Annotated in this window: 21 protein-coding genes and 3 pseudogenes; 12 read left to right on the top strand and 12 right to left on the bottom strand. The window is 67.4% G+C overall.

The features are described from left to right. Nucleotides 1-151: 151 nt before the first annotated feature. A pseudogene (locus tag ITP53_RS37260) lies at nucleotides 152-592 on the top strand (transposase); the annotation flags it as partial. A 290-nt stretch (nucleotides 593-882) separates the two neighbouring features. On the opposite strand, the gene fxsT reads toward ITP53_RS37260, so the two are convergent. From fxsT to ITP53_RS37240, 4 genes are read right to left on the bottom strand one after another with little or no spacing between them, the layout of a single operon-like run. After that, complete coding sequence (gene fxsT, locus ITP53_RS37255; protein WP_207756986.1) at nucleotides 883-4962, bottom strand: FxSxx-COOH system tetratricopeptide repeat protein; 4080 nt, start codon at nucleotides 4960-4962, stop codon at nucleotides 883-885. Next, entirely contained in the window at nucleotides 4952-5932 is a 981-nt protein-coding gene (locus ITP53_RS37250; protein WP_195900162.1) for an AAA family ATPase, read from the bottom strand. Before ITP53_RS37250 ends, fxsT begins: the two co-directional genes overlap by 11 nt. 1 nt (nucleotide 5933) lies before the next feature. Then, nucleotides 5934-7571 (bottom strand): VMAP-C domain-containing protein, encoded by a 1638-nt coding sequence (locus ITP53_RS37245; protein ID WP_195900161.1) that lies wholly within the window; start codon nucleotides 7569-7571, stop codon nucleotides 5934-5936. A 37-nt stretch (nucleotides 7572-7608) separates the two neighbouring features. Beyond that, on the bottom strand, nucleotides 7609-7941 hold the full coding sequence (locus ITP53_RS37240) for a CU044_2847 family protein (protein WP_195900160.1): 333 nt from the start codon (nucleotides 7939-7941) through the stop codon (nucleotides 7609-7611). Between the two features lie 541 nt (nucleotides 7942-8482). On the opposite strand from ITP53_RS37240, the gene ITP53_RS37235 reads away from it, so the two are divergent. Beyond that, a complete protein-coding gene (locus ITP53_RS37235; protein ID WP_195900159.1) occupies nucleotides 8483-8635 on the top strand; it encodes a hypothetical protein in 153 nt (50 codons plus the stop codon). A 420-nt stretch (nucleotides 8636-9055) separates the two neighbouring features. Here the strand turns inward: ITP53_RS37235 and ITP53_RS37230 are convergent, their stop codons facing one another. Together ITP53_RS37230 and ITP53_RS37225 are read right to left on the bottom strand one after the other, a co-directional pair. Next, nucleotides 9056-9895 carry an SAM-dependent methyltransferase gene (locus ITP53_RS37230; RefSeq protein ID WP_195900158.1) on the bottom strand — a complete coding sequence of 280 codons (840 nt, stop codon included), beginning with the start codon at nucleotides 9893-9895 and terminating at the stop codon, nucleotides 9056-9058. A 1130-nt stretch (nucleotides 9896-11025) separates the two neighbouring features. Further along, nucleotides 11026-11585: pseudogene (locus tag ITP53_RS37225) on the bottom strand (transposase); the annotation flags it as partial. Nucleotides 11586-11859: 274 nt separating this feature from the next. On the opposite strand from ITP53_RS37225, the gene ITP53_RS37220 reads away from it, so the two are divergent. The 5 genes from ITP53_RS37220 to ITP53_RS37200 all read left to right on the top strand — a co-directional run bounded on the left by ITP53_RS37220 (nucleotide 11860) and on the right by ITP53_RS37200 (nucleotide 16457). After that, the gene (locus tag ITP53_RS37220) at nucleotides 11860-12102 is read left to right on the top strand and encodes a hypothetical protein (RefSeq protein WP_195900157.1); all 243 of its coding nucleotides are present in this window, start codon (nucleotides 11860-11862) and stop codon (nucleotides 12100-12102) included. Then, entirely contained in the window at nucleotides 12099-12287 is a 189-nt protein-coding gene (locus tag ITP53_RS61395; RefSeq protein WP_195900156.1) for an alpha-L-fucosidase, read from the top strand. The genes ITP53_RS37220 and ITP53_RS61395 overlap by 4 nt, the downstream gene beginning before the upstream one ends. Continuing rightward, complete coding sequence (locus tag ITP53_RS56350) at nucleotides 12211-13533, top strand: protein kinase domain-containing protein (RefSeq protein WP_328816996.1); 1323 nt, start codon at nucleotides 12211-12213, stop codon at nucleotides 13531-13533. The genes ITP53_RS61395 and ITP53_RS56350 overlap by 77 nt, the downstream gene beginning before the upstream one ends. Next, a complete protein-coding gene (locus tag ITP53_RS37205; RefSeq protein ID WP_207756981.1) occupies nucleotides 13416-15488 on the top strand; it encodes a Tn3 family transposase in 2073 nt (690 codons plus the stop codon). Before ITP53_RS56350 ends, ITP53_RS37205 begins: the two co-directional genes overlap by 118 nt. Before the next feature lie 405 nt (nucleotides 15489-15893). After that, on the top strand, nucleotides 15894-16457 hold the full coding sequence (locus tag ITP53_RS37200; protein ID WP_195900165.1) for a dihydrofolate reductase family protein: 564 nt from the start codon (nucleotides 15894-15896) through the stop codon (nucleotides 16455-16457). A 325-nt stretch (nucleotides 16458-16782) separates the two neighbouring features. On the opposite strand, the gene ITP53_RS37195 is transcribed toward ITP53_RS37200, so the two are convergent. Continuing rightward, nucleotides 16783-17790, bottom strand: a complete 1008-nt coding sequence (locus ITP53_RS37195; RefSeq protein WP_195900155.1) for an RNA polymerase subunit sigma-70 — start codon at nucleotides 17788-17790, stop codon at nucleotides 16783-16785. 494 nt (nucleotides 17791-18284) lie between these two features. Between ITP53_RS37195 and ITP53_RS37190 the strand changes: the two genes are divergently transcribed. Continuing rightward, the gene (locus ITP53_RS37190) at nucleotides 18285-19163 is read left to right on the top strand and encodes a GNAT family N-acetyltransferase (RefSeq protein WP_195900154.1); all 879 of its coding nucleotides are present in this window, start codon (nucleotides 18285-18287) and stop codon (nucleotides 19161-19163) included. A gap of 10 nt (nucleotides 19164-19173) precedes the next feature. On the opposite strand, the gene ITP53_RS37185 is transcribed toward ITP53_RS37190, so the two are convergent. The 3 genes and pseudogenes from ITP53_RS37185 to ITP53_RS37175 all read right to left on the bottom strand — a co-directional run bounded on the left by ITP53_RS37185 (nucleotide 19174) and on the right by ITP53_RS37175 (nucleotide 21529). After that, nucleotides 19174-19740: a transposase gene (locus ITP53_RS37185; RefSeq protein WP_236051563.1), complete on the bottom strand. Its 567-nt coding sequence runs from the start codon at nucleotides 19738-19740 to the stop codon at nucleotides 19174-19176. After that, nucleotides 19698-20503: pseudogene (locus ITP53_RS37180) on the bottom strand (IS5 family transposase). Before ITP53_RS37180 ends, ITP53_RS37185 begins: the two are co-directional and overlap by 43 nt. 114 nt (nucleotides 20504-20617) lie before the next feature. Further along, entirely contained in the window at nucleotides 20618-21529 is a 912-nt protein-coding gene (locus ITP53_RS37175) for a LysR family transcriptional regulator (protein ID WP_195900153.1), read from the bottom strand. A gap of 283 nt (nucleotides 21530-21812) precedes the next feature. Between ITP53_RS37175 and ITP53_RS37170 the strand changes: the two genes are divergently transcribed. From ITP53_RS37170 to ITP53_RS37160, 3 genes are all read left to right on the top strand, one after another. Further along, a complete protein-coding gene (locus tag ITP53_RS37170) occupies nucleotides 21813-22433 on the top strand; it encodes an NADPH-dependent F420 reductase (RefSeq protein ID WP_195900152.1) in 621 nt (206 codons plus the stop codon). Nucleotides 22434-22485: 52 nt separating this feature from the next. Further along, nucleotides 22486-23424, top strand: coding sequence for an SDR family oxidoreductase (locus ITP53_RS37165; RefSeq protein WP_195900151.1), 939 nt, complete (start codon nucleotides 22486-22488; stop codon nucleotides 23422-23424). Nucleotides 23425-23496: 72 nt separating this feature from the next. Next, nucleotides 23497-24165 carry an NADPH-dependent F420 reductase gene (locus ITP53_RS37160; RefSeq protein ID WP_207756977.1) on the top strand — a complete coding sequence of 223 codons (669 nt, stop codon included), beginning with the start codon at nucleotides 23497-23499 and terminating at the stop codon, nucleotides 24163-24165. Between the two features lie 594 nt (nucleotides 24166-24759). Here ITP53_RS37160 and ITP53_RS37155 read toward each other — a convergent pair. Together ITP53_RS37155 and ITP53_RS37150 are read right to left on the bottom strand one after the other, a co-directional pair. After that, a complete protein-coding gene (locus ITP53_RS37155; protein WP_195900150.1) occupies nucleotides 24760-25383 on the bottom strand; it encodes an NADPH-dependent F420 reductase in 624 nt (207 codons plus the stop codon). A gap of 33 nt (nucleotides 25384-25416) precedes the next feature. Next, complete coding sequence (locus ITP53_RS37150) at nucleotides 25417-26151, bottom strand: SDR family NAD(P)-dependent oxidoreductase (RefSeq protein ID WP_195900149.1); 735 nt, start codon at nucleotides 26149-26151, stop codon at nucleotides 25417-25419. Between the two features lie 144 nt (nucleotides 26152-26295). On the opposite strand from ITP53_RS37150, the gene ITP53_RS37145 reads away from it, so the two are divergent. Then, on the top strand, nucleotides 26296-26602 hold a 307-nt coding region (locus ITP53_RS37145), incomplete at its 3' end, for a TetR/AcrR family transcriptional regulator (RefSeq protein WP_195900148.1).

The following is a 26602-nucleotide window of genomic DNA, read 5'->3' as shown; positions in this document are numbered from 1 at the left end:
CCATCGACAATCCCTCGATGAAGGAGACGGTGAACCTCCGGCGTTATGAGGTCAATTCACCGGTCGCACCACCCGCAGCCAGCACTGATCCACCTTGCCCGGCATAACATCCAGCCCCAGATAATTGCCGTTATGACGGCCCCGTCATAACGCAAAGAAAATCGTAGGGCGGAAGCGGGGCATTGTCACAGATGCGCTCGGCCTCCTCCTCGCCGTTACCGTCACTGCCGCGAGCCTCTCCGAAAACGCCATAGGAATACACCTGCTCAACCACGTTAAGAAGACCCACCCGACCATCACCAAAGCCTGGGTCGACACCGGATTCAAGAACGCCGCAGTCGAACACGGAGCCCGCCTCGGAATCGACGTGGAAGTCGTTAACAGAAACCCCGATGTCCGCGGCTTCCACATCGTCAAAAGGCGCTGGGTAGTGGAACGCAGCCTCGGCTGGCTTATGTTACGACGACGCCTGACCCGCGATTACGAAACCCTTCCCGCCAGCTCCGAAGCCATGATCTACATCGCCTCAATCGACAACCCCACCAAGCGCATAACGGACGAGACCACCCCAACCTGGCGAGGCACCTACTAGAACATAAGGCACAATCTCCTCAAATCAAACGCCCTCTCACGGATCTTAGTGCTCGCAGGCCGCTGAATGACCGATCGTGGGAGGCGGCACACGCGCGGTGCCCTCCCCACCATCATCGGTGAGATTCACACGGAGATCGGCCACCGTCAAGTCACTGTCTGAAAGATCCTGTTCTCTCCCTGCTTGAGCCACAGAAGACTACTTCGTCCCCAGGCCTCACAAGGGTTGACAGAGATGGCTGAGCTGGCGGACCTCAGGCTAGATGGATCCCACCATTCGAAGGAGCCGGCTCAGAGTGGGATGGGGTCGAAGTCGCAATTGGTCCGCAATCCCTCCTGCGCATCGGCTTCGATCGCCCGCTGATCCAGGGCCAGGTTGGAGGCGCAGGCGAGCGTCAGCACATGTTCCCCTCCCAGAGAGGAACGCAGCAGGTCGTAGGTGGTCTCCCCTAGGGCGACCGCCCGCTCTGTCTCCCCGAGGAGGGCGAGATCACTCTGGAGGTTGATGGCGCAGGCGAGCGCGTACGGGTGGTGGCGGCCGAGGCGGCCACTCAGACCAGTCAGCGCCTCTTCGTCGAGGCGGCGTGCGTCGACAAGGTCTCCCCTCAGCCGACGCAGCAAGGCGAGATTCATCGCACAGCCATGTCTGAAAGGGTGCTCGCTGCCGTACACGAGCAGGCAGTGCTTGACCACGTCCACAGCGATTGACGTCGCCTCATCGAGATCGCCCATCTCGCGCAGCGTGTTGGAGAAGGCGACGGCAGCTCCGATGGTGTCGGGGTGCTGCTCCCCGAACGCCATCAGGAGGCGGCTATGGGTATCCCGCGCGAGTTCGAGTGCCTCCGGGATGTCCCCGCCCTTGCGCATGGCGATCGACAGGTCCTTGGCCGTCAGCAGGGAGAGGTGGTGATGAACCGTGAGTTCCCTGGCAGCGTGAGCGAACGCCTCCTCAGCGATGTCACGGGCATCCGAATACGTTCCAGCCAGCCGTAGCGCCCTGGCGAGGCCGTTCCACGAGGCGAGCAGATCGACCTGAGCGGCCTCCGCGGCACTCTGTTCCAGGTAGGCCCGCTTGTACAACTCCTCAGCGTGCCCATACTCGCCGATCAGCAAGTGATCGAGCGCCAGATTGCTCGCGGCGCGCTGGGTCTGATCGTGAGTGGAGCCGAAGACGAGCTCGCATTGATTGAGCAGCTCACTGTCGACGTCGCGAGCGGCCAGGAACTCGCCGCGGGCGCGAAGAGAGGCACCATAGCCCGCGGAGGCCGCCAGGGACTCCGGGTGGTCCAGGCCGAACACTTCTCGCGTCGCCTCGGTAGAATCGCGGTCGATCTCGTAGGCCTCCGCGTAACGGCCCAGAGCACGTGTCACGTCTCCCAAGTGCCTCCGGGCCACCAAAGCGTCCCTGTCGTGCGGGCCGCCCGTCTCCGTCCATGTCGCGGCGAAGCTATGCGCGAAGTGCTCGGCCAGCGGGTAATTGGCGCTCAGATAGAGGTAGCGGACCATGCCGAGGGCGAACGCGCGGACGGCGGCTTCTGCGCACTGCTCCAGCTCCGACGGCCCGATATGGGGGAGCAACTGCTGGAAACTCGGCCAGTCTCGCGTGTCCTCAGGGGACTTGGGAGCACCAGCCGCCAAGAGAAGGTGCACCTCGTGCCTCATCTCGAGTCGGGCATCCTGTGCTATGTCCCCTCTGGTGAGCGCCTGGAGGAGCCGATGGACCTCGATGGTGCCGGCCTCGTGGTCGACTCTGATCAGCGCGAAGCGATCGAGCAAGGAGAGCGCTCTGGCGAGCAGGATAGGGTCGGCCAGCACCGCTCGCAGCGGAGAATCCGTTTGCCTCGTGCGAAAGATCCGGCGAGGTATGGGAGCGGGACCGAAGAACGCGCAGCGGCGGAAGATTTCCACTGCCTCAGGCAGTTGCGCCCCCACCTGATCAAGAGTTAGGCGCCACGCCGCGGTCATCGAGTGCGGATAACTCGCCGATTTCCCCATCCCAAGTACGCTTCCGGTTTGCGTGGAGAGCACGTCGAGATACTCCGCGACGGGCATCCCCGTCGACACTTGCAGCGCAACGGCCTGCTCCAGTGCCAGGGGAAGATCCCCTAGCCCTGAGGCCAACCTGTCGGCCTCGTCGTCCGGCACTGCCCGTTGGAGACGTCTAGTGAGGAATCGGAGGCTCTCTTCGCGCGAGAAGACGCCGACCTCTGTTGTCGAGCAGACATCTCTCCAGCGGCCGTTACGCGAAGTGATCAGGATATGTCCCTGACCCTGCGGCAGGTAGGAGGTGATGGCTTCTGGCTCGTCGGCGGAGTCGAAGATCAGAAGCCATCGATCGAAAGGCTCGCCCCGTTCGAGCGCCGTGCACACGGCCCTGGCCGCTTCGTCGAAACCCTGCGTCTGGGCGGATGGGAGGTTCATGAGGGGTGCCATCGAAGCCAGGGCTGTGGGGACGAGGGCAGGGTCCCCCGCAGAGACCCAGAGGACGAGGTCGTAGTCTGCCATGTTCCGCCAGGCGTACTCGATGGCCGCCTGAGTCTTGCCGACTCCTCCGAACCCGACCAGCGCTTGCGGTTCCGGCTGGCTGCCCTCGACTCCGACGAAACGCGAACGCAGGCTCTCGAAGAGCGCCTCCCTGCCCACGAAGTTCCGGTTCCGGGACGGCATATTCCTCCCGATCACCGGCAATCCGTGGCGAGGTTGGGATGTTCGCGCCGGACCCGTGGTGGTGGCCGGCCCGTGGGCTTTGGGGTCTTCTCGCCGCCCTGTGACCTGGCGCGGGGCGGCCTCAAGAGGGGCGGGATCCATGGAGCTGGTCAACAGCGGGATCGAGAGGTCGTCCAGGATGCGGACTGCCTCGGCACTGATGAGCGCGAAGGGGCGATCGCCGGCTCCCACGCGAGCACCGCCTGCCTCGCCGCGCGCCTTGAGCAGCGCGGTGAACGTCTCCGTCGCCGTGCCCGCACGCCGTTCCACCTCCCCTGACACCTGCCGGAGCACGTTGACGGCCCGCCAGGACTCCGCACGCGGGACGGTGGCCAGCAGCGCCTCCCTGGCACCGTCGACGAACGCGTACCTGTCGCCTCCCACAGGCCGCAGCAGGCCGCTGAGCAGAAGCTCCGCCAAGTGCTCCGGCAGCGGGCGGCGGAACATGCGCTGCTGGATGAGCCGTATCACGGGCAGCGAGGCGATCGAGGTGGCGACGTAGGCGGCCAGGGTGGCGGCCTGGGGCGAGGCGACCGACCGAAAGCGACGGACCTTGTCAGCAGCCGTCAGTGCGGCCTCCTGACGGATCCGGCGCTCCCCCGACGGGATCGCCACCTGCACCAGGGCGGCGGACACGGGCAGGCCATCCCCCGCCATCCCGGCGACCAGGCGCGCCCAGTCGCCCAGCCAGGACGGATCGAGCCGCAGAAGAGGTACCGGGATGGCGCCGGCCTCGGCCTGCCCCTCACGAGGGGCGAACGCCAGCCCGGTGTTGGGCGACCCCGGTTGAGTCGGCTTGGCCGAACCGGGGATCCCCGGCATCGCCGTCCGCCGCCACATACGCTCGGGAAGAGGCTGGAGGACGGCGGTCGGCATGGCCAGCGCCCAGCCACGCAGCATCACCGGCGCCCGGCCGTCCCACCAGTGCCCGCCCGAGCAGTCGCTCAAGACGAGCACGACCCGCCGTCTCGAAGGGTCGATCAGGGTCTCGGGCGGCGCGGCCGGTCCACCATGACGTTGCGCCACTCCGTCGCCGACCAGATGATGGACCCGCACGTCACGGAAGGCGCCCAGTTGCACCAGAGCGTCGCGCAGCTCACGGACCAGCGGCTGCCACACAGCCATGGACGGCCCCGAGTCGACCACGAGCGCGAGGTCCAGCCAGCGCTCGGGAAAGCCTTCCATGACGGGGACCCACTGCTTGGTGTGAGCGATCCGGTCGGCCGTCGCCTGCTCGTCGAGCACGTGCAGTCGCCGCGAAGGGACCCGGCTCTTGATGGGCCGCAACGCGCGCTGGATGCCGAGAACGTCGTCCAGCGTCGAGGCCGCGGGTACCTGGACCCTGCGCGCGCTCTCGCCCCCCTCGGCGTCCCCTCCGCCATCGAGAGCGTGTAGCGCCGCCTTCGGCGAACTGGCCGTGGCGGGACGTGCCGGTCCGGGCGACTCGGGTGGCGTACTGACGCCGTCACGGCCCGGCGCGGAGACCGTCGGCGCGTCGGGTTCGCCGGTGAGAAGGCCGCTCGCCCCGGTTTCGGTAGCGCCCGGTGTGAGGTGGCAGGCCAGCCAGAGAACGTCCGCGAGCTCTCCGGTGGTGATGCCGGGATCGATCGCCCGAAGCCTGGCCCTCAGCTCCGCCAGCGCCTCGACTCGCCGGTCAGAGGTCATCTGGCGGACCACCGCTCAGGAACGGCATGATCCGTTCGGCCAGCGACAGGCGATCGACCGAACCCTTCTTGGCCGCCTCGTTGGTCAGGTAGACGGCGTGCAGGAGTTGGTCCGTCGCGAGCTGCCCCTGCCCCTTGCGGGTGAGGAAGAGCTGGATCAGGTCGTCGCTCTGTCCTGCCAGCTCCGCCATGTGGGCATCGATGATCTGCCTGAGTTTGGCGGCGTCCGGCTCGCGGAGTTCCAGTTGAATGCAGCGGCGCAGGAAGGCCGGGGGGAACTCACGTTCGCGGTTGCTGGTCATGATGACCAGAGGGAAGGCCCGGCACTGGACGATCCCGTCCGCCACGGGCACCTGCTGGTTGTCCGCAGAGGTCACCATGCTGGACCCCCGCCCGCCGCGAGACAGCTCGACCACCTCGTACTCGCCCTTCTCGAAGACCGTGAGCAGGTCGTTGGGCAGGTCGATGTCGCTCTTGTCGATCTCGTCGATGAGCAGGACGCGCGGATGCTCGTACGGGAGGAGAGCGGTGCCGAGAGGGCCCAGCCGGATGTAGCGTCCGATGTCTTCTGTGTCGTCGTCGCCCGTCCTGCTCGCCGCGGCGAGACGCGTCAGCGGGTCGTACTGGTAGAGCCCGTCGCGTAGGGTGCTTCTGCTGGTGATCGGCCAGTACAGCACCGGGCCCATGCCGAGCTCGCGCGCCACCGCGTACGCCAGGGTGGACTTGCCTGTGCCCGGTCGCCCCGTGACCAGCAGAGGACGGCGCAGGTACAAGGCGGCGTTGATCTGTTCGACGGCGGGCGGGTCCGGCCGGTAGCTGACCGCCTGGTGGTCGAGTTCCTGGTCGAGGTGGGGCAGCGGCCGCGCGACGAGCGGCCCGCCCCTGAAGTCCCGCCACTTCGGCGGCGGCGGAAGCTGGGCGATGTCACTGATCGCCCCGGGAACGCCGGTGTAGATGTGCCAGTCCGCCATCTCAATCTTCCTCGGGTCCGTATTCCGGCATGTGCGCGGGAGGGTCGGGCATCCTGTCAGGGTCGTCCCACAGCAGCGTGAGACCCCGGCCGCAGTGCGGCGCTCCGTGTTCCTCCAGGGCGGCTTCGAGCCGCAGGGTGCGTACGAGCTCCGGAAGGTCATCGGGGCGGGCGTCACCGACGCGGGGAGCAAGGTCCTCAAGCAGGTGCCGCGCCGTGCACGTGGAGTGCTCGGGTTCGGGGCAGCGGGCCCGCGGCCAGATCATCACCGGCAAACCGGCATGGAGGGCCTTCGCCAGGAGGGCATCGTCCGGCCTGGAGGCGTGGATCTGGACACATGCCTTCTTCTTCAGTTGCAGGCGAAGGTAGAGGCGGCTAGGTTCCTCTCCCCGGCAGCCGACCGTCTCAGGAAGCGCTCGGGGTTCCTTGCGAAGATGCCCCGCCCGGCTCACCCACTGATCCCACTTCACGACGTCGGTAAGCCTGTCGAGACACCGGATGACCACCCGGTATCCGATCAGGGGTGTCTCCTCGGCGAAGTCCCACTCGTCCACCGGCTGGTGCATCATCGCCTGCGGAAGCACGAACTCGATCACGGGATCGCTGCCAGCCACCTGCCTCCTGACGGCGTCGAAGCCCGCCTCCACCTTGGCACGCAACTCGCTCTCCCTGACCCGGACGGGCACCGTGCCGGGATCGGGCTTGCCGTCGTGCAACGGGTGCAGCGTGAGTTCGTAGCCGTCTTTCATGGAGTCGACCCGGACGACGATCGCCGTCGCGCGTTCTGCCGGGGACTCAGGCAACTGGATGTGGCGGTGGATCCAGCCTTGCAGTTTCCGCCGCTCGGCCGATCTGGAGATTGCGTCTGCCAACTCCGGGAGGAACAAGGCCATCCGGTCCCTCCCATGCAACTCGTCCCCGACGTAGCGGATGGCGTCCCATACGGAGTCGAAGTCACGGTGACCCACTGTGTCGTGGAAGACCCGATCCATGAGATCCCGGAGATTGACGGCGGTGGACACCCCGTGTACGAGCACCCGCAGCTCCCGCCGCAGCCTGGCCGGGAGCCAGTCGAGATCCAGCAGGTCGTCCAACTCCTCCCAGTGCCGGCGGATGGCCGAGATGGGCAACACCCTGCCCGTCATCCGCCGGGGGTGCTCGGAGCAGTCGGTGATCATGCCGATGACGGCGCCGCTCGTCTCGTCATAGACGGCGGCACCGCTGAATCCACGCCTCGGCACCTCCGCGTACGGAGTGGCCGCTTCGACATGCCACCACTCACCCACCAGGTCTTCGGTGATGAGGTTCAGCTTCAGCGGCGCCCCGATCTCCCCGTGGTCAAGCGGGAAGCCATGAGCCGTTTGCCCCGTCGTCGCTACCGGCTTGGTGAGCAGGGGGGCAGGGCTCAACGCGATCGGCTGGTCGAGCCGGAGAACGGCGACGTCGCCCCGGTCCCCGGGATCGTGCCAGGCGCCCCGCGAGTGAAGGGCGGCGGGGAGGCCGAGCAGGTCGCGCCGCTCGGCCTGAGTGAAGCTGACGCGCAGATCGCGCTGGTCGTGCACGACATGCGCGCAAGTGAGCACCAGGTCGGGTGCGACCAGAAAGCCCGCCCCCAGTATTACCCTGCCATTGTCGAACATTGCGTCGATCCGGGCCCGCCACGTGTTCGGCATGGGGCTACTCAGCAGGCTTTCCCGACCACTTCAGCCTGACCGTCAGATGGCCTTCGAGTGCCGCCTTAGCGATCACGGCACCGGCCTCGGACCCCAGCTTGACGCCGAACTCGATCTCAACCTCGTCCGGGCCAACCGGTATGTCACGGAAGGTGCGCAGGGCGACAGCCGCCGCGTCACGGACATGGACGAGGGCATCCTCGAAACGCATTGTCGCCTCGCGGACGACCCCCTTGCCGAAAGGCGTCGCCGGCGCCCACCCGCCGATCTCCTCGTCCGAGGTCTCGACCAACACCGAGGCCCCGTCCACTTCCCACCGCACCAACTGGTACGTCATAGATCCCGCCTGTCATAAGCAGACCAACTGGAGACCCCTCGAGCCATCAAATTTAGCGAAATCTCTGGGAAAAAAGGCGTGAAGAGGAATCGTCGCCGCGACGGAATACAGGTGTAGCCCAAACGGAGGGCCCACTTGGAGATCTCCCTCTCGCCGCCGTCCCACCAGGCCGACGCCAGTATCGGGGCGACAGGTTCGTTCCTATCGTTCACATCGCCACTCGCCGGTCGTGGCTGGGGCGATCGATGCGAGGCCCTCCTCAGTCGGGCCCCGGCATCGGGTGTGAATTACTGAGGTAACGGCAGCGCTGACACCAACGTGCCCATACGCCAAACATGTGCGCCACCGTCCACAAGCGCCTAAAGACGGTCATGATCAGCCGACCAAGGTGATTGATCCGCCTGATAAGCGGAAGGTCAGGCTGCCGCGCTGCTTCCTGCCCTCGGGCCTGCGTGCCCTGCGCTCCAGATCGGCCACCGGATCACGTGGCTGCTCTCACGGCCGAGTCCGGGGAGAAACGTGGGATGATACCGCCGCAGCCGTGGCGGCCCGAACCGACGCCTTCCTCGGCGAGCGCTACCGGCGGATCGTCAAACGCCGCGGCAAGCTCAAGGCCTTGGTCGCCGTGGCCCGCTCCATCCTGTCATCGTCTGGCACCTGCTCGCCGACCCCGCCTCCCGCTACCGAGGCCTAGGCGCCGGCTACCACGCCAACAAGATCGACCGGGACAAGAAGACCCGCACCCACGTCCGGCAACTCCAAGCGCTCGGCTTCACCGTCACCCTGACCCAGGCCGTCTGACCCATACCGCCTCCGACCAGCCCCAATCGACGATCAACGACCGGGGTTCGCTGCCGCGCGCCTAGCTGAGGTACTCATTTTCCGGTCAGCGGCCGGGGATGGCGGGAGATGGGAGGAGAAGCCGATCAAGGAAGTCGGGCTTCGACCTTCGCCGGAGGGACATCGGTAGACCTCGGGAGACCATCTTCAGCCGACTTGTAAACAGCAGTTCAGCCTCCCGGTCCCGTTCCGTGAGAGCCCGGGAAGCAGCGAAAAGTGGCGCAGGCGACCATGGAGCTGGTCCAGGTTCCCTTGCTCGTGTCACGGTCGTTCGTCAGGGCTTCCGTCCGACGCCGACATACAGGTCCATGTCCGAAGTCTCGTCTTCGAACGGCGAATCGGCCGCGATGGGCTTCCATCTCGCCGCCGGCACCAGGCCAGGGTCGACCATTTCCATCCCCTCGAAGAACGCGGCAAGCCGTTCGGGCGTGGACAGGTAGATGGGCGGGTTGCCGAACGCCTCGTTGTAGGCGGCCGCGGCGCGGTTCATGTTCTCGGGGTTGAGGACGTTGGTGTTGACGGAGATCACGAGATGGCTGCCCGGAACGAGGGCGTCCATGAGCGTCCTGACGATAGCCAGCGCCTGGGCGTCCTCGGCGATGTGATTGAGGACGCCGAGTAACATCACCGCGACGGGTTCGCCGAAGTCGAGCGTCTTCGCGGCGGCGGACAGGATCGTGCGGGGGTCCCGCAGGTCGGCGTCGATGTAGTCGGTCGCGCCCTCGGGGCTGCTGGTCAGCAGGGCCCTCGCGTGGACGAGCACGATCGGATCGTTGTCGACGTACACGATGCGGCTCTCGGGCGCGGCGCGCTGCGCGACCTCGTGGGTGTTGTCGGCCACCGGCAGGCCGGTGCCTATGTCGAGGAACTGGCGGATGCCGCGCTCGCGCACCAGATGGTCGACGGCGCGGCCCAGAAAGGTCCGGTTGTGCCGCATCATCGCGACCATCTCGGGTTCGGCCTGGACGACCTGCTCGCCGATCACACGGTCGATGTCGAAGTGGTCCTTACCACCCAGCCAGTAGTTGTAGATGCGGGCGGAGTGCGGCACGTCCGTGCGGATCAGGTCCTCGGGACGGTGCCCATCACCGGGGGGTCGCTCTTGTGCGGTCATGTCCCGGAGCGTACGCCGACCGGACTGACCTGGGAGGCATCTGATCAAAAAGCGCGGCCGAACCCTGCCGCGCGATCAACGTTCGTCGATCGTCTACGAGCCTGCGGAGCGGATCGTCCATCCGGGCAGGGCCGGCTGGCAGCGCAGGCACCAGTAGGCGGAGCGGTCCCCGGCAAACACCGTGGTCCCCAATCTGGCGCGGCATCTGAACCAGACGTAACTTCCGGGATCAAACGCCTACTGAAGCCCGAACCGGTCGTCATAGGCTTGCCTCCGAGTGTCGGTCCTCCCTGGCACTCTGGGCGTAGCTATCCACTCCTGCTGAACAGCCCTGCTTATGAAGGCCTGTCGCCGGGCGCAGTTCGCACGGTCCAACTGGTTATGCGCATGCCGCCTCCCCGGTCATAGGCGCCACGGCCGAGGGCTTCGACTGGCGAGAAGTTGGACCATGCGGCAGCCGGTGCACAAGACCAGGCGTACTGGCTCGCTCAGCTCGCACAGCCCGGATCGGTCAGCCGCGGTCGGAAACAGGGAGGCTGAAACGGGAGATCTGCAGAGTGACCGGCCCGATCCTTCTGTCCGGTCGGTACCTCTTGGCCGGTCCGCGACCGGTCGGCGCAGTCCGACCCGGAGCCGCTCGTCACGGGCGTCGTCCTCGATGCTCACTAGGCTCACCACGCGGGGAGCCTAGCTGGCGAGGGTGGCGTCTCCGGAGCCAGCCCACGCTTCCCTGGCGGACGTCGGCCACCACTCACAGGCCACGGGGCCCATAGGCCGGGTCAGCCTGCATCGAGTGACGTGGTGGCCAACCTCGGCAGGTGTGGGACATGCACGGGATGACCTTGTAAGTGGTGCGGGCTGTGTGAGACGTTCGCGCAGCTCACACCGCACGACCCAGCCGTACGGCCATCGCTCTCCAACAGCGGGTGCCGCAGGCTCGAATCCTGCCGTGGGGCACTCCAATGATCAGGCGTTTCGCTATCTGACGTGCGGTTTTCCTGCTGCCGCAGGTCTTTTGCTAGCTACTTGCCCCTGAAAAAGGGGCATTGAGGTTCGGGCGGGATCTTGCCGATCAGCTGGGCTTGATCGCGTTGGCTGATCGTCGGCTTCGCCAGGGTGGCAGACGGGAGTCAGCCGCCGATCACGGCCATCCGCTGCAGGTTGTAGGCGAAGACCCCAGTCCGGCCCAGGTCTGAGCGCCCGGACGCAGCGCAGCCGGATGTGGCGGAGCCCGAATTCCCGTTTGAGATGGCTGATCTGGGCTTCGACTCCCACCCGCCAGTTGCGCATCCGCCGGAAGCTGCGGGTGTGCTCGTACTCGCGTCGCGTCTTGCTGAGGGGGCCACCGCGCTGCAGGCCGATGTGCTGCACCCCCAGATCGGTCAGGGCTTTGTCGTTGGTCGCGGTACCGAATCCGCGATCAGCGACGACGGTGGCCGGGGCCCAGCCGGTCCGCTCGACTGCTCGACAGCGGGAACAAGCTGGGGAGCGTCACCGGAATTGCCCTGATTCAGCCGGTGGAAGCAGAGGAGCCACGTTCGTCTTCGGCCACCAGTAGCGTGTAGCCGGACTGGGTCGGGTTCCGGGGCTTGCCCTTACGGATTGGGCGGGCATCGGGGTCGGCCGGCGACACCATCCGATCCGGGATGGTGCGATTGCCGGCCAGGCGTTGCGCGGTCTGGGCCAGCACCGCCAGACCCCTCGCGGTGTTGCACCAACATGATCTCCGACTGGTCGACCAGATTGGCAACCTCAACCTGTAGCTATGGTCGAACTGGCGGCAACGTCGGCATCCAAGACCGCACGGGGGCACCTTGGACGATTCGTCGGCGCCTGGTCAAGACCACTCAACAGCCTGATTGCTACACCTGTGTGGCCGTCTCACGGATCTCGACCCAGCTACGCCGTATGTGCTTACCGCTGGGTGCTGGTCGTAGCCGCAGCCCGAGCGTTTGGGTCTCCCCATGCCTTCTGGGCGTCTGCCAGGGTTGACCGCATGGGCGACGCCTTCGCTAATCTCCTTCACGGTTTACCACGGTGCCGCCATCACCCTGCTGGGCAACCGGCACCTCCTGAGCTGGGAGCGGACCTCCGCCGGAATCCGCGTGCACCTACCGGAGGCTCCCGATGAGCAGGCCGCGCTGGTGCTGCGTATCTCTCCCGCCTCCACAGTCAGCCCCGCCGACGCCGACAAGGAGGCGTCATGACCATGCCCGGCAGCCAGGCACAGCGCGTCACTCCGGCCTGGTTCGACGAGGCCAAGCTGGGGATCTTCATCCATTGGAACCCCGCGGTTGTCCCCGGCCTACGCGCCGGTGCCGACCGGCTGGAATGGAGCGGCTGGAGACGTCGGGGTCCCGTCCGGTCACTGTGCGGCCGGTCAGGTCCTTGATGGCCTCCGCCGCGGCGGCCTTGGCCCCGGCCACGTCGCGCGCGGCGATAGCGCAGAAGAACCCGAACCCGCGCCTGGTCCGGCGGCACCGCAAGGGGGCGATCACCTGATCCGGTCTTCCCTTCCGAAAAGCCTATGTGCTCGGCAGAATGCAGACGTGATCGAAGAGAACCGGCGAATTGGACCTTACACTCTCGTCCGGAAGCTGGGCGCAGGCGGCATGGGCATTGTCTACCTGGCCCAAGACGCCGAATTCCGACCGGTAGCACTCAAGTTACTTCGCCCTGAACTGGCCGGTCGGGACGACTTCCGGCGGCGATTCACCAGGGAGGCCGAGGCGGCACGCAAGGTGGCCAGGTTTTGCACCGCACCTGTGTTGGACGCCGGAATCGAGGGGGATACGGCCTACCTCGTCACGGAGTATATCGATGGCCCAGACCTGGCCTCGATCATCGCATCACGTGGACCAATGAGCGGAGCCAACCTGGAGGCCCTAGCGGTCGGGGTCGCCACGGCGCTAACCGCTATCCATGAGGCCGGTATCGCCCATTGCGACCTCAAAGAACTAGACGAGTTCCTGCTCGCCAGGGCGATGGAACACGACTCGCCGACCCTGCTGTTCCGGCTCGGGTGCGAGTACCTGATCTCGGCACGCGTGATCCGTCCGGGACCGGTGACCGTGGTCGAGCGGGTCGCCCACGCCCGCGCCGAGGCGCAGCGGGAGACGTTCGACCGGCTGGCGCACGAGTTCACCGAGGCACGGTGCGCCGCGCTGGACGGGCTGCTGATCACCGATCCGGAGATTCGCATGACCCGCCCGCGGTGGCTGGCCACCGGCCCGGTGGAGGCGTCCCCGGCCGCGGTGAAGGCCGAGGTCGCCAAGCTGGAGTTCCTGCGCTCGTTGGGCGCGGACAGTCTGGACCTGTCGGCGCTGCCTGCCGAGCGGCGCAGGTTCCTGGCCACGGTCGGCCGGCGGTTGACCGCGCAGGCGCTGGAACGCCGCGATCCGCAGCGCCGGTACCCGATCCTGCTGACGCTGCTGGCGCAGTCGGCGACCGACGTGCTCGACGAGGTTGTGCAGCTGTTCGACAGGCGATCTCCGCGCGGGAGAGCAAGGCCGAACGCAAGATGCGCGACGCGCTGGCCGAACGGGGCAAAGCCGGAGAAGACCGGCAGGCGCTGCTGGATGATCTGCTGGCCATCATCACCGACCCGCAGATCAGCGACGAGCAGATCGGCGGCCTGATCCGAGGTGAACGGATCGGCTGGCCTCGCCTGCGGTCGGCGGTGACGCAGGCCGCGCCACGGTTGCCGCGCGATCACGGGCACCTCGCCGCGCTGGACGGGTCGTATGGGTATCTGCGGCAGTTCACCCCGCAGGTACTTGCGGCGGTGCGGTTCGCCGGTGGCACCGCCTCGGCCGGGTTGCTGGAGGCGTTGGAGATCCTGCGCGAGCTCAACGCCACCGGCGCTCGCCGGGTCCCAGCCGATGCGCCGGACGGGTTCGTGCCCGCGCGGTGGCGCGGCTACCTCGAGACCGCGGCGAAGTCTGGCAACACCAGCGCCTACCGGCACTACTGGGAGCTGTGCACCCTGCTGGCGCTGCGCGATGGGCTGCGCAGCGGGGACGTGTTCGTGCCGGGCTCGCGTCGCTACTCCGACCCGGCCGCCTACCTGCTCACACCGGACAAGTGGGTCGACCAGCGCGCGGAGTTCTGCCAGCTGGTCGGCAAACCCGCCGACCCCGACCGCGCGCTGACTGCGGCCGCCGACGAGCTGGGTGAGGCGCTCGGCGAGCTGGAGGGAGTCCTCGCTGCTGGGGATGGCCCGGTGCGTCTGGACGACGGCGGTGATCTGGTGATCTCGCCGCTGACCGCCGAGGACGTCCCGGCCGAGGCGACTACGTTGAAGGCGGAGCTGACCAAGAGGCTGCCGTTCGCGCCGATCGTGTCGCTGCTGATCGAGCTGGACAAACGCACCGGCTTCCTGGATTGCTTTACCCACGCCGGCGGCAAGCAGGCCCGCAGCCCCGAGCTGAAGCGGAACTTGATCGCGGTGCTGCTGGCCCACTCCACCAATCTCGGGCTGACGCGGATGGCCGACGCGTGCGGGATCTCCTACGACGTGCTCGCTTGGACGTCGGAGTGGTACGTACGGGAGGAAACGCTGCGCGCAGTGAACCTGGCCATCATCGACTACCACCAGCGCCTGCCACTCACCCCGATCTTCGGCACCGGCACCCTGTCCTCATCAGACGGACAGCGGTTCCCCACGCGCGGAAAGTCAGTCACCGCAAGGGCTTTGAGCCGGTACTTCGCGTCCGAGGGGCTCTCGACGTACACACACGTGAGCGACCAGCACACCACCTACGGCACGAAAGTCATCGTCGCGACCAAGCGCGAGGCCCACTACGTCCTCGACGAGATTCTCGGGAACGCGACCGACATTCCCGTCACCGAGCACGCGACGGACACCCACGGGGTTGTTGGTCAACTTCGGCTGTTCGACCTGCTCGGCTTGCAGCTCTCCCCGCGGATCCGGGATCTGGGCAAGATCACGCTCGACCGGGCCGGATCGCGTGCGCAGGTAGAGGCCGACTTCCCGCACACCGGGCTGCTGCTGACCCGCAAGCTCAACACTGACCTGATCGCCGAGCACTACGACGACCTGCTCCGGCTGGCCGGTTCGCTAAAGTTCGGTCACGCCACCGCCTCGCTACTGGTCGGCAAGCTGTCCGCGGCCGGCAGGCAGAACGCGCTCGCCGCAGCGCTCAAGGAGTACGGGGCACTGCGGCGCACCATCTACGCCGCCCGATACCTCGCCGACCCGGCCTACCGGCGCAAGATCTCCCGGCAGCTGAACAAGGGCGAGTCGCTGCACGCGCTCAAGCGAGACCTGCTCTACGCCCACGAGGGCGCCATCCGAGCGCGGCACCTCGAAGCTCAGACCGAGCAGGCGTTTTGCCTGACGCTGACCACCAACGCCGTGGTCGCCTGGACCACCGAGTACTACGGCCTCGCGGTCGAGTCGATGCGCAGGGCGGGACGCCGCATCGACGACGAGGTCCTGGCCCACATCTCCCCGGCGCATAGCGAGAACATCAACTTCTTCGGCGCAAGCGAGGTCGACATCGAAGGTGAACTCGCCCAGCTCGGTCCCACCGGCTATCGGCCGCTGCGCGTCCGCGACACGCTGTTCTGACGGGCTTCCCTCACGGGGCGCACTCGGCGTCGGGGGCATTGCCCCCTCAGGGGCCCCTTCAGTAGTAGGCGCCGAAAAACAACGCTTGGCTGCGTCGGCGCTGGGAGAGGTAGGTACTGGCGGATCTTGCGGCGCCTGTGCGGCCGCTGGTCGCCGAGCGAGATGCCCAGCGTCGGGAACTGCTTGGCGATCTCCAGCGCGGTGAGAAGGCCCGGCGCTGTAGCTGTGTGACCAGGCATTTGCGAGGGTGAAATCGAGATCCGGTCGGTGGTGCTCGAGCCCGCCGAGTACGCCGTGCTGAGTCCGGAACGCGAGGCCTACCTGCGGACGCAGATCGCGCACCGATTAGGTTTCCGCGCCCCGCCCGTCTGTACGTGTGAGATCGACTCACGGGAGGCTGGCACGATGCGGAAACTGATCTTCGGCATGAACCTGAGCCTGGACGGCTACATCGCCGCGCCCGGCGACGACCTCGGCTGGAGCGTACCGAGCGACGAGCTGTTCCAGTGGTGGTCCGACCGGGTGGGGGCGACCGGCCTGGCGCTGTACGGGCGCAAACTGTGGGAGACGATGAGCTCCCACTGGCCGACCGCCGACCAGCAGCCTGGCGCCACACCGGCGGAGATCGAGTACGCCCGCCGCTGGCGGGACATGCCGAAGGTGGTGTTCTCCTCGACGACCAGCACGGTCGACTGGAACACCCGCCTGGTCACCGGCGACGCGGTCACCGAGATCACCCGGCTCAAGGCCGACGACGGCGGCCCCATGGACATCGGCGGCGCCACACTTGCCGCAGCGGCCATGCGGGCCGGGCTGATCGACGAGTACGTGCTGGTCACCGCACCGGCCTTGCTGGGCGGCGGCACGCCGTTCTTCACGGCCCTGGACAGCTGGGTGAACCTGAACCTGGTGGAGACGCGGACGTTTCCCTGCGGCGTGGTGCTGACCCGATACGAGACGAGGCGATGAGCACGGGCCAGATGCTCGGCTCGTGAGACCAGGTCCAAATCCTTCCTGGCGTGCTCACCGTGACCCTCGGCGGTGAGGGAACCTTCCCCGGCCCCTTCCTTGCGTTCCGAGTGAGCTGTTGACCGACTCGCTGGAGATGAGGACGACGGCGTCGTTGATCGTGACGATGTTCTTCGGGCATGAAGATGCCCCGCCGGCAACGCCGGCGGGGCGGGAGTGTTCGCGTTGCCGCGTTGGTGTTCAGCTGGTCGGGGTGCTCATTCCGCGGTGACTTCGGTGACGCCGGCCCGTGCGCTGGACTCGTCGACGATGGGGACTTGTCTGATCACAGTGTCGGGGGCAGGCCCAGCCATGGTTTGTCGGTGGCGTCGAATCCGGTGAGCTCGGCGATCTTCCCGTCGACGATGTGCAGGACCGCGATGTTGAACAAACGGTATTCCGGGTCGTCGGGGGTGCGGAGGTACAGCACGGCGGCAGGCATGCGGTTGACCGTCGTGGTGATACAGCGCCAGTCGTCGTAGCCGCGCTGGAAGAGCCCACTGGAGACCCAGCCGTCCACCGCGTCCTTGGCCGTGATGACCGAGGTTCCCGGCTCGGGCAGCATCGCGAAGCGCAGGTCGTCGCGCAGCAGGGCCATCAGCCCGTCGAGGTCGTTGCGCTCGTGGGCGTCGATATACGACTTCACCACGCCGCGCTCGTCATTCGACAGCTCGTGGGTGGCGGGGCTCCGCCAGTCGAGGCGGCGGTCGGGCAGCTGCTCGCGCATCGTCACACGGGCCCGCTGCAGTGCGCTGGTTACCGATGCGACGGTCAGTTCGAGGACGTCGGCGGCTTTCGACGCCGGCCAGCCGAGGACGTCGCGCAGGATGAACGCCGCCCGCTGCCGCGGCGGCAGGTGCTGGACGGCGACGATGAACGCCAGCTCGATCGTTTCCCGCGCCACCACCGATTCCTGCGGGTCCTCGGGGAGCATCCGGTCGGGGTACGGCTGCAGGTACAGCACCTCGGAGCCGGGGTCCGGCAGCTCGGACGGTACGGGTGTGCGGTCGTTGCGCTTCTCCAGGAAGTCGAGGCAGGCGTTCGTCGCGATCCGGTACAGCCAGGTCCGCAGGGCCGCGTGGCCCTTGAACGACTCCCGCTTGTTCCACGCTCGCAGGAACGTCTCCTGCGTCATGTCCTGGGCATCCTCGTAGTTCGCGAGCATCCGGTAGCAGTGCACCTGCAGCTCACGCCGGTGGCGCTCGGTCAGGAGCGCGAACCGCGCGGTATCCTCCGCGCGGACCGCCGCGATGAACGTGGCCTCGTCGGCGCCCAGCCGTCTGGCGTCGGTCATGGTCATCAATCCTTCCACCGGTGCGAGAGGGCTAACAGAACTGACGACGTGGCGGAGGATTTCTGATCGGTGAAGCCGCTGACACACGCCGTTCGCCAGGCCGGATGGGTCGGGGTCGATCCAGGGTACGTGCTCCGGGTCGGGCACACCCTCGATGTCGAGGTGGGGCCAGCACGGCTAAGCGTTGTTTTTCGGCGCCTGCTACTTAGGGGCCGCATCGGCGCGCCTCCGACCGCGATGCCAAACCAGACGCCGCCTCGGCGAGGTCAGTCACCCGCGCGGCCTCGCCGAGGTCGGACAGGACGCCTAAGCTTGTCTTTTAACCTCTGTCTTCGCGTTTGCCCTGGCAGGCACCGACGGTGATGGAACGCGCATAGCGAGCTGTGGCCGTGTGGCCAGTCGGGAGACGACAGGTGGCCACCGACTCATCGTCGAGGTGTGCATCACCGCGTTCGAGATCGGACTGATCGTCCCAGGTCAGTAGGATTTGCCGGATGAAGCGACGCGATTACGAAGGACCCGGCGACCTCCGCGCGATGCAGGACCTGACCCGGCGGCTCTGGTCGCCCGAGAGTCGTTGGCACATCGGAGACCTGGCCTGGTCCCGCTTCCAGCACGTCGGCAGGGAGCCGGAGTGGCCCACGTCGTTGTGGGAGCACGACGGTCAGGTCGTCGCGTGGGCGTGGGCGCAGCGCCCCGGCACGCTCGACCTGCGGCTCGACCCGGCCCACCCCGAGTTGGCGGAGGAGATCCTGCGCTGGTCCGACGGCGCGGTCGAGAGTCTGGAGCGCGACGTCACGCTGCTGGAGTCCGAGACGGACCTGGTAGAGGTCCTGCGCCGGCACGGATACCGCGCGCAGGAGTCCGGCGTGTTCTTCACCCACATGCGCCTCGACCTCGACGCTCTGCCCGAGCCGAAGATCCCCGCTGCCCACACTCTGCGCGCCGTGCGCGGCGAGCAGGACGCCGAGACCAGGGCGGCGGTGCACCGGGCCGCGTTCTCGCTGCAGGGCCTGCCGCCCTCGCGGGTCACCGGTGAGAGCTATCGCCAGGTCATGCGGGCCTGGCCCTACCGCGCCGAGCTCGATTGGCTGGTCGAGGCGCCGGACGGCACCCCGGTGGCGTTCTGCCTGGTCTGGCTGGACGAGGAGCACCGGGCGGCGCTGCTGGAGCCCGTGGGCACCGATCCGGCGCACCGTCGGCTGGGCCTGGCGAGCGCTGCTACGCTCGCCGCCCTGCACGCCGCGCGGCGGCTGGGCGCGCGGTCGGCCTTCGTGGCGCCCCGGGGCGACGACGGCCATCCCATGGCGCGCAAGACCTACGAGTCGCTGGGCTTCCGGGGCTTCGCGCGCACGGTGACCTTCGTCCGCTGAGATCGTCTTGTCAACCTCTGATCTTCGTGTTCACGGTTGCAGAGCGATCGATCAGGTGGTGCGCGGCCAGCAGGAACGTCAGCCGGTGCAGGTCGTAGCCGGCATCGGCCACCAGGAGGATCGGCAGGTCGCCGTCCTGCCATTGCCCGGCCTCGATCAGCCGCTGGACGACCTGACGGAGCTGCACGGCAGTGACCGCCAGGACGTCGGCACCCGGCTCCAGGCGGATGGCATCCAGCAGCGCGGTCCAGGAGGTGCGGCCGGGCTCCAGCGCGGCCACGATCGAGTACGGCCAGCCCGGGATCATCCGGTGCTCATTCTTGCCCCGGCCATAGGTGTGGCAGAACGAGCGCCTCGGCGCGGTGGCCGCATCGGGACGCAGCCAAGGTGAGACATCGACCGCCAGCGCGAGCCGCCCGTCGGCGGCCCGGGGCAGCGGCAGCGCCGCCAGGGCTATGCGCACCCGCGCGATGTTGAGGCGACCGTGGTTGAGCCCGTCGTATAACGCCCCGTGCCCACGCCGATGCTCGGGGGTCAGCGCCAGCCCAACCAGCGTCTCACGTCCGTCATCGCCCAATACACCCGTGATTCGGAACTGGCTGGAAGGTGCTCGTAGTCGCGGACCAGGCGCCGGTGGAACATCAAGATGCCGTACGTCTGCTCACGACCCATCTCTTGGGCTGGGGGACGAACCCCTTGTCGGCGGGGTTACGTTCGACGATCTCCACGTCGATCCCCAGGTCTGCGCCATGCGCGACGACCGTGTTCTTGAACCCCTGGTCGACCAGCGCCTTGGTCGCCGTGCCCTCGGTGCCGGCGGCGACCCGGTCCAGCAGGGCGATCCCGGCGACATTCTCGTGGGCCGAGGCGGCCAGCATGACCACGGCGATGACCAGCCCCAGCACGTCCACCGCCAAGCCCCGCTTTCTCCCCGGTACTCGCTTGGCGGCGTCTTTTCCGGTGGTGGAGGCGGGGACCCCGGCCGCGACGTGGACGCTCTGGGTGTCCAGCACGACCAGGCTCGGGTCGGCTAATCGTTTCTTCTTCTCCCGCAGATGCCAGCGCAGCAGGTCATGGATCGTCTTGTCGGTCCCGTCGTCGCGCCACTTGCCGAAGTAGTAATACGTCGCGCTCTTGGGCGGCAGGTCGTGCGGGAGATAGTCCCATTGGACGCCGGTTCGGCCCTGGTAGCGGATCGCGTTGACGATCTCGCGCAGTTCGTAGTTGCCCTCGTGGCCGCTGACGGACGGATGAGCGGCCTTCCACGCGGTAAGCACCGGTTCGATCAACGCCCACTGGGCGTCGGTTAAGTCACTGGGGTAGGGCTTGCGCTCGGTCACGCAGCCATCCCAGCACATCCGAACCCGCCGACCGGCCGTAACGCTACAAATCCATACGATCACACTGCGACATCACGGGCATAGACTCGCAAACCGCACTCTCAGTCGGACTGCTCAACCGTGCTTTGAAACGGCATCGCTTCCAAGCTGCCACATTTCATAGTTCCCGCATTCTGCTGTGATCTCGGCCATCGCCTGAGCCGCGGTGAAGAAGTCATCGACCACCGGCGAGGTGCGCGATGCCGCCACCGCGAGGCACACCTGGTCGGGCGCCAGATCCGGGATGGGCACATAGCTGACGTCCGGATGTGAGTAGAAGACGGTCGCCGAACGGGCCAGGAACGAGATGCCCCGGCCGGCCGCGACATGCTCGAGCGTCTCGTCCACCCCGCGCACCAGGTACCCGGCGTTAGGGTGCGGGCGCCTGGTGGGCTGCGTGCTCGGGTCTGCATGCCAGACCAGCGGTTCGCCGGCCAGGTCGGCCTCGGTGACCTCCCCCTTGTCGGCCAACCGGTGGCCGGCGGGCAGCACCGCCACCCGCGGCTCGGTGTACAGCGGGGCGACGCGCAGGCCGGCCTCGTCGATGGGCAGCCGCACATAGCCGACGTCGATGCGGCCGTCGAGCAGCATCGTGGCCTGGTCGTCCCATTCGATCCGCTGCACGTCCACGACCACGTCCGGGTGCCGGGCCTCGAACGCCCGCGCCGCCGGGATGACCGCAATGCCTGCCCGGAAGCCGACCATTAGCCGCTGGCTGCCGCGCGCGGCCACGGTCACCCGGCGGCGGACCGCGTGCGCGGAGGCGAGCAGCGGACCGGCGTCGGCCAGCAGTTGTCGGCCCGCGTCGGTCAGCGCTACGCCGTGGCGATCCCTGGTGAACAGCGAGGCGCCGAGATCCTGCTCGAGCGCGCGGATCTGCCGGCTGAGCACCGGCTGCGCGATATGTAGCTCATCGGCGGCCCGGCTGAAGTGCAACTGGTCGGCCACGGCGACGAAGTAACGCAGTTTGCGCAGGTCCAGATCCATGGCGCCTCCCGGTCCGGTGATGCCCCCAGGGTATCACCACGGCTTAAAGAAGTCTTGGACACCCACTCACGCCAATGGCAACCTGAATAGGTACCTAATCGGGCCGAAGTGAATTCGGCATAAGAATTCGACATCGGAACTTGATAGCAGGGCCCAGGCCAGAATGAGCACATCATGAATTGAGCGCCGTCCATCGCGTCATTCGACGGCGTCGACGACACGACCGTTAACAACGACGGGGTAGGCATGGCGTCCTATCCAGCTCCAGAAAGCAGGCACACCAATGAGCAGCATCAGCATTATCGGCCTGGGAAACATGGCCAGCGCCCTGGCCGACCGGGCGCTCGCCGGCGGCCACGCCGTCGAGATTATCGGCCGCGACCCGGCCAAGGCCAAGGAATTGGCCGCCGCGCTCGGCGGCGCCACTGTCGGGACGGCCGGCGCCGCCCCGGCCGGGGACATCGTTATCCTCGCCGTGCCGTACGCCAGCGCGGCGGCGGTGGTGAGCGAGTACGGGGACGCACTACATGGCAAGGTCATCATCGACGTCACCAACCCCGTCTCCCCCGATTCCCAGGGCCTTGTCACCCCGGACGGCAGTTCCGGCGCGCAGGAGATCGCCAAGGTCGCCCCCGCCGGCGCGCACGTCGTGAAGGCGTTCAACACCGTCTTCGGTCACATGCTGGCGCAGGGCAACCCGCTGGACGTGCTCATCGCCGGCGACGACGCCGAGGCCAAGGCGACTGTGTCGGCATTCATCAAGAGCCTCGGGCTGCGGCCGATGGACACCGGCCCCCTGGGAATGGCGCGCTGGCTGGAGGGAACGGGCCTGGTGATGATCGGCCTGGGCCGCTATGGCGCGGGGAGCTTCAACTTCACCCTCGGCGTCAACACTTCTGCCTGAGCGCGCCCGCACCACCACTTCTCGCGCCACATCAATCACAAGGACCAGTAGCATGCGCGTTTTCGTCACTGGCGGGACCGGCCATTCCGGTTCGAACATCGTCCCCGAGCTCATCGCCGCCGGGCACGAGGTCACTGGCCTGGCCCGATCGGACACGGCCGCGGCGGCGCTGTCAGCGCTCGGCGCGAAGGTGCGCCGCGGCGACCTCCAGGATCTCGACGGGCTCAAGGAGGCGGCCGCGGACTCCGACGGCGTCATCCACGTCGCGCACAGGCAAGACCTGCTTCCGTCCGGCGGGATCGACGCCGTGGCCGCCGCGGAGCTCTCGGTCATGCTCGCGTACGGCGAGGCACTGGCGGGAACCGGAAAGCCGCTGGTCGCAGCGGGGAGCATTGGCTCGCCCGGGCAGCACCTGGGCCGGCCGGCCACCGAGGAGGACCCAGCCCTTCCCGGCGGCGATGGGTACAAGGGCACCCTGCGGGTTCGCAACGTCGTGGAAACCGCCGTAGTCGGCCTCGCTGAGCGGGGAGTGCGGTCTTCGGTCGTGCGGATTGCCAACATCGCGCACAGCACGACCGACCGTACCGGCTTCCTCCCCACGCTGATCGCGCTCGCGAAGGAGAAGGGCGTCGTCGGCTACCCCGGAGACGGCGCGAACCTGTGGAACGCCGTGCACACCCGCGATGTCGCCTCCTTGTTCCGCTTGGCGCTGGAGAAGGGGCCGGCCGGCAAATACTGGCACGCGGTTGGGGACGGGGCCATCCCGTTCCGCGAGATCGCCGAGGCCATTGGCAGCCGTCTGGGCCTGCCCGCCGTGAGCATTCCCACGGACGTACTGATGGTGCCGGGATACTTTGGGTTCCTCGCGAACATAGTCACGCAGAACTACCCGGCGTCCAACCTCATCACCCGCCGGACCCTCGGCTGGGAACCCGCTCAGCCCAGCCTGCTCGCCGATTTGGACAACGGCCATTACTTCTCCGCCGGCTGACGGCAGGGACCCGAATCGCAACGAGCCCGGCAAATGACAAGGGTTCGGCTCTTCTGGAGGGACGCTGAAAATATGACGACTGTGGGATTCATCGGAAGCGGATACATCGGCAGTACCATCGCGCGGCTCGCCATCGAGGCCGGGCACCAGGTCGTGCTCAGCAACTCGCGCGGTCCCGAAACGCTCGCGGACACGGCCGCGGAACTGGGGCCGCGGGCGTCCGCGGCGACGAGCGGGGAGGCCGCGGCGGCCGGTGACATCGTCGTGGTCACGGTGCCGGTCAGAGCCTTCCCCAACTTGCCCGCCGCGCCACTAGCCGGGAAGACGGTCATCGACACGTGCAACTACGGCCCCGAACGTGACGGGCACATCCCCGAGCTCGACAGCAAGTCGCTCACCTCGAGCGAACTGCTTCTGCGGTACATCCCGGACGCCATGCTCGTGAAAGCGTTCAACAACATCTTCTTCAAGCACCTGCTGTCACTCGCCCGCCCGGCGGGGGCGGCCGACCGTTCCTACCTGCCGATCGCCGGGGACTCCGCGCCGGCGAAGGCGGCGGTGACCGAATTCATCGAATCCATCGGGTACAGCGTCGTGGACGCGGGACCACTGGCCGACAGCTGGCGGCAGGCGACGGACACGCCGGTGTGGGGGACCCCATACGGGCCGACCTCGAACGAGAAGGGCCAGCCGGCCGACGAGGACGCCATCCGCGCAGCACTGGCCACCGCAACGCGGTAACCACAAGTTGGCGCGAGCCTCGGTAAAGTCCGGCCGTGTTATGGCCCCGTCCGGCAGGCTTCCGTTCTAGTGGTCGTCGCAACACCCCAGCTCAGGGGATGCGATGGACTTCAAGATCCGGGAGGACCGGGGGCAGGCGAAGCATGAGCGCGGTCGGGTCCAGCGCGGACAAACGCACTCGCCGAGTCCTTCAACGCGACCTTCAAACGCGAAACGCTGCAAGGACGAAAGAGCTGACCAACCGAGCGCGCGGCCCGCCTCGACGCCTTCCGATGGCTCCACCGCTACACCCGACGCTGACACTCCCGCCTCGGACAACGATCGCCGATCGCCTTCGAGAACGCTTTCCACGTCACACCAGCTACGCTGGCACCAGCCGCATAACCCGCGTCCAGGTTTCGGGGTCAAGGCCCATATGCCCGACAGAAACGAACCGGGAACGGCTGGCCAGCGCCCTGCGCAGCGTGAGAAAGTCGAGCCGCCGGCGGCCGGTCAGGTAGACCGGATCGTGGCCTCAGGCTGCCGTCAGTTTGATGACGCTTCGCCGCGGTGACTGCATTGGCGAGTCCTTTCGGTGATCCGTCAACCGTTTGCTCAGACGGGAAGTTCGGTGATGCTGAGGGCGAAGTCCAGGTTCCCCACCCCGTGGTTGGCGAGGCCCACCGTGACCACGCCCGCTCCTTCCAGCCAGTGCGCCATTTTCAGGCTGCCGACGTCCAGCGGGCGCAGCCCGAGGCTCTCGATGAACGCCTCCACACTTGCCTTGGCCTGCGCATTGTCGCCGGCGATGAAGACGTCGGGCCGACCCTTCTCCAGGACATGACGGAAGATGGTGTTGAACGCCTTCACCACGCTGGCGCTGGCCGGGGCCGCCTTGGCGACTTCCTGCGCGATCGAGGTCTCCTCGCGGTGGGCTAGCCCGTCGAACGTGGAATTGAAGGGATTGCTGATGTCGACGATGACCTTGCCCGCGAGAGCGTCTCCGTACTGGGCGATGACCGGCACGACACCGTCGTGCAACAGGGCCACGATGACGATGTCCCCGGCCGGGGCGGTGCCCCATGCTCCTGTCGTGGCGCCGCCGCCGAGAGCCTTGGCCAGGTCAGCGGCCTTGGACTGATCGCGGCCCATGACCTCGACGGTGTTGCCGCCCGCTACCGCCCGCGCGCCGATGGTGCGGGCCATGTTCCCGGTGCCGATGATGCTGATGTTGCTCATGAGATGTCCTGCCCTGGTTGTGTGTTGTTCGGTTCAGGTGGCGGTGGTGCCGCCGTCGGCGACGAGTTCCATGCCGTTGACGTAGCTGGAGTCGTCGGAGGCGAGGAAGAGGGCGGTGGTGGCGATTTCGTCGGGGCGGCCCATCTGGCCGCGGGGGATGAGGGACTCGAACTGGCGCTTGGTGGCCTCGTCGAAGAGTTCTTCCTGCTTGGCGGTGGCGACCTGGCCGGGGGTCAGGACGTTGACGCGGATGCGGCGGTCCTTGAGCTCGTTGAGCCAGACGCGGGCCCATGCCTGCTGGACGGCCTTGCTGCCGGCGTAGACGCTCCAGCCGGGGAAGGCGCCGAGGGAGGCGTTGGAGCCGGTCATGAGGATGGAGCCGCCGTCGTTGAAGAGCGGGAGGGCCTTTTGGACGGTGAACAGGGTGCCGCGGGCGTTGAGGTAGAACGCGGCGTCGAAGTGGGCCTCGGTGATCTCGCCGAGCGGGGCGGGCTCGCCCCCTCCGGCGCTGGCCCACAGCACGTCGAGGCTGCCCTTCTCCCGCTTGACGGTGTCGTACAGGCGGTCCAGGTCGTCCAGGTCGGCGGCGTCGCCCTGGACGCCGGTGACGTTGCGGCCGATCTGCTTCACGGCCTCGTCCAGGGCGTCCTGGCGGCGGCCGGTGATGAAGACGTGTGCTCCCTCGTCGACGAACAGCTTCGCGCCGGCCAGCGCCATGCCGGTGGTGCCGCCGGTGATGACCGCGACCTTGCCGTCGAGCTTTCCCATGGTCTCTCCCTTGGGTCGGTGGTGCCGTGTGTACCTGGGGCGACGGTGTTAAGTACACCGTCCTGTGTGCTTACAGTACTGGGCGGGCGGCTGGGACGCAAACTATGTACACCGGTCGTTACCTAGCTGCGGTACGATGGACCCATGACAGAGTTGGAGAAGGGCCCCACGGGCCGCCGCCGCGGCCGGGGCGCCCGCGAGCGCATCCTCAGCGCGTCCCAGCAACTGTTTCGCGAGCAGGGCATCAACCACACCGGCATGGACCAGCTTTGCGCGGCGGCCCAGGTGTCCAAGCGCACGGCCTACCAGCACTTCACCGGCAAGGACGAACTCGTCGCCGAGTACCTGCGCCGGTTCGACCCCTCCGTTCTGTCCGGCGTGTTCGACCGCACCGACCTCACGCCCCGCGAACGGCTCCTCGCCGCCTTCGACATCCCCCCCACCACCCCCC

The organism is Nonomuraea cypriaca (assembly GCF_015645445.1).
Lineage (GTDB): Bacteria > Actinomycetota > Actinomycetes > Streptosporangiales > Streptosporangiaceae > Nonomuraea > Nonomuraea cypriaca.
Note: the sequence above shows the minus strand (reverse complement) of the source record. Positions and strands in the feature narration are given on the sequence as shown.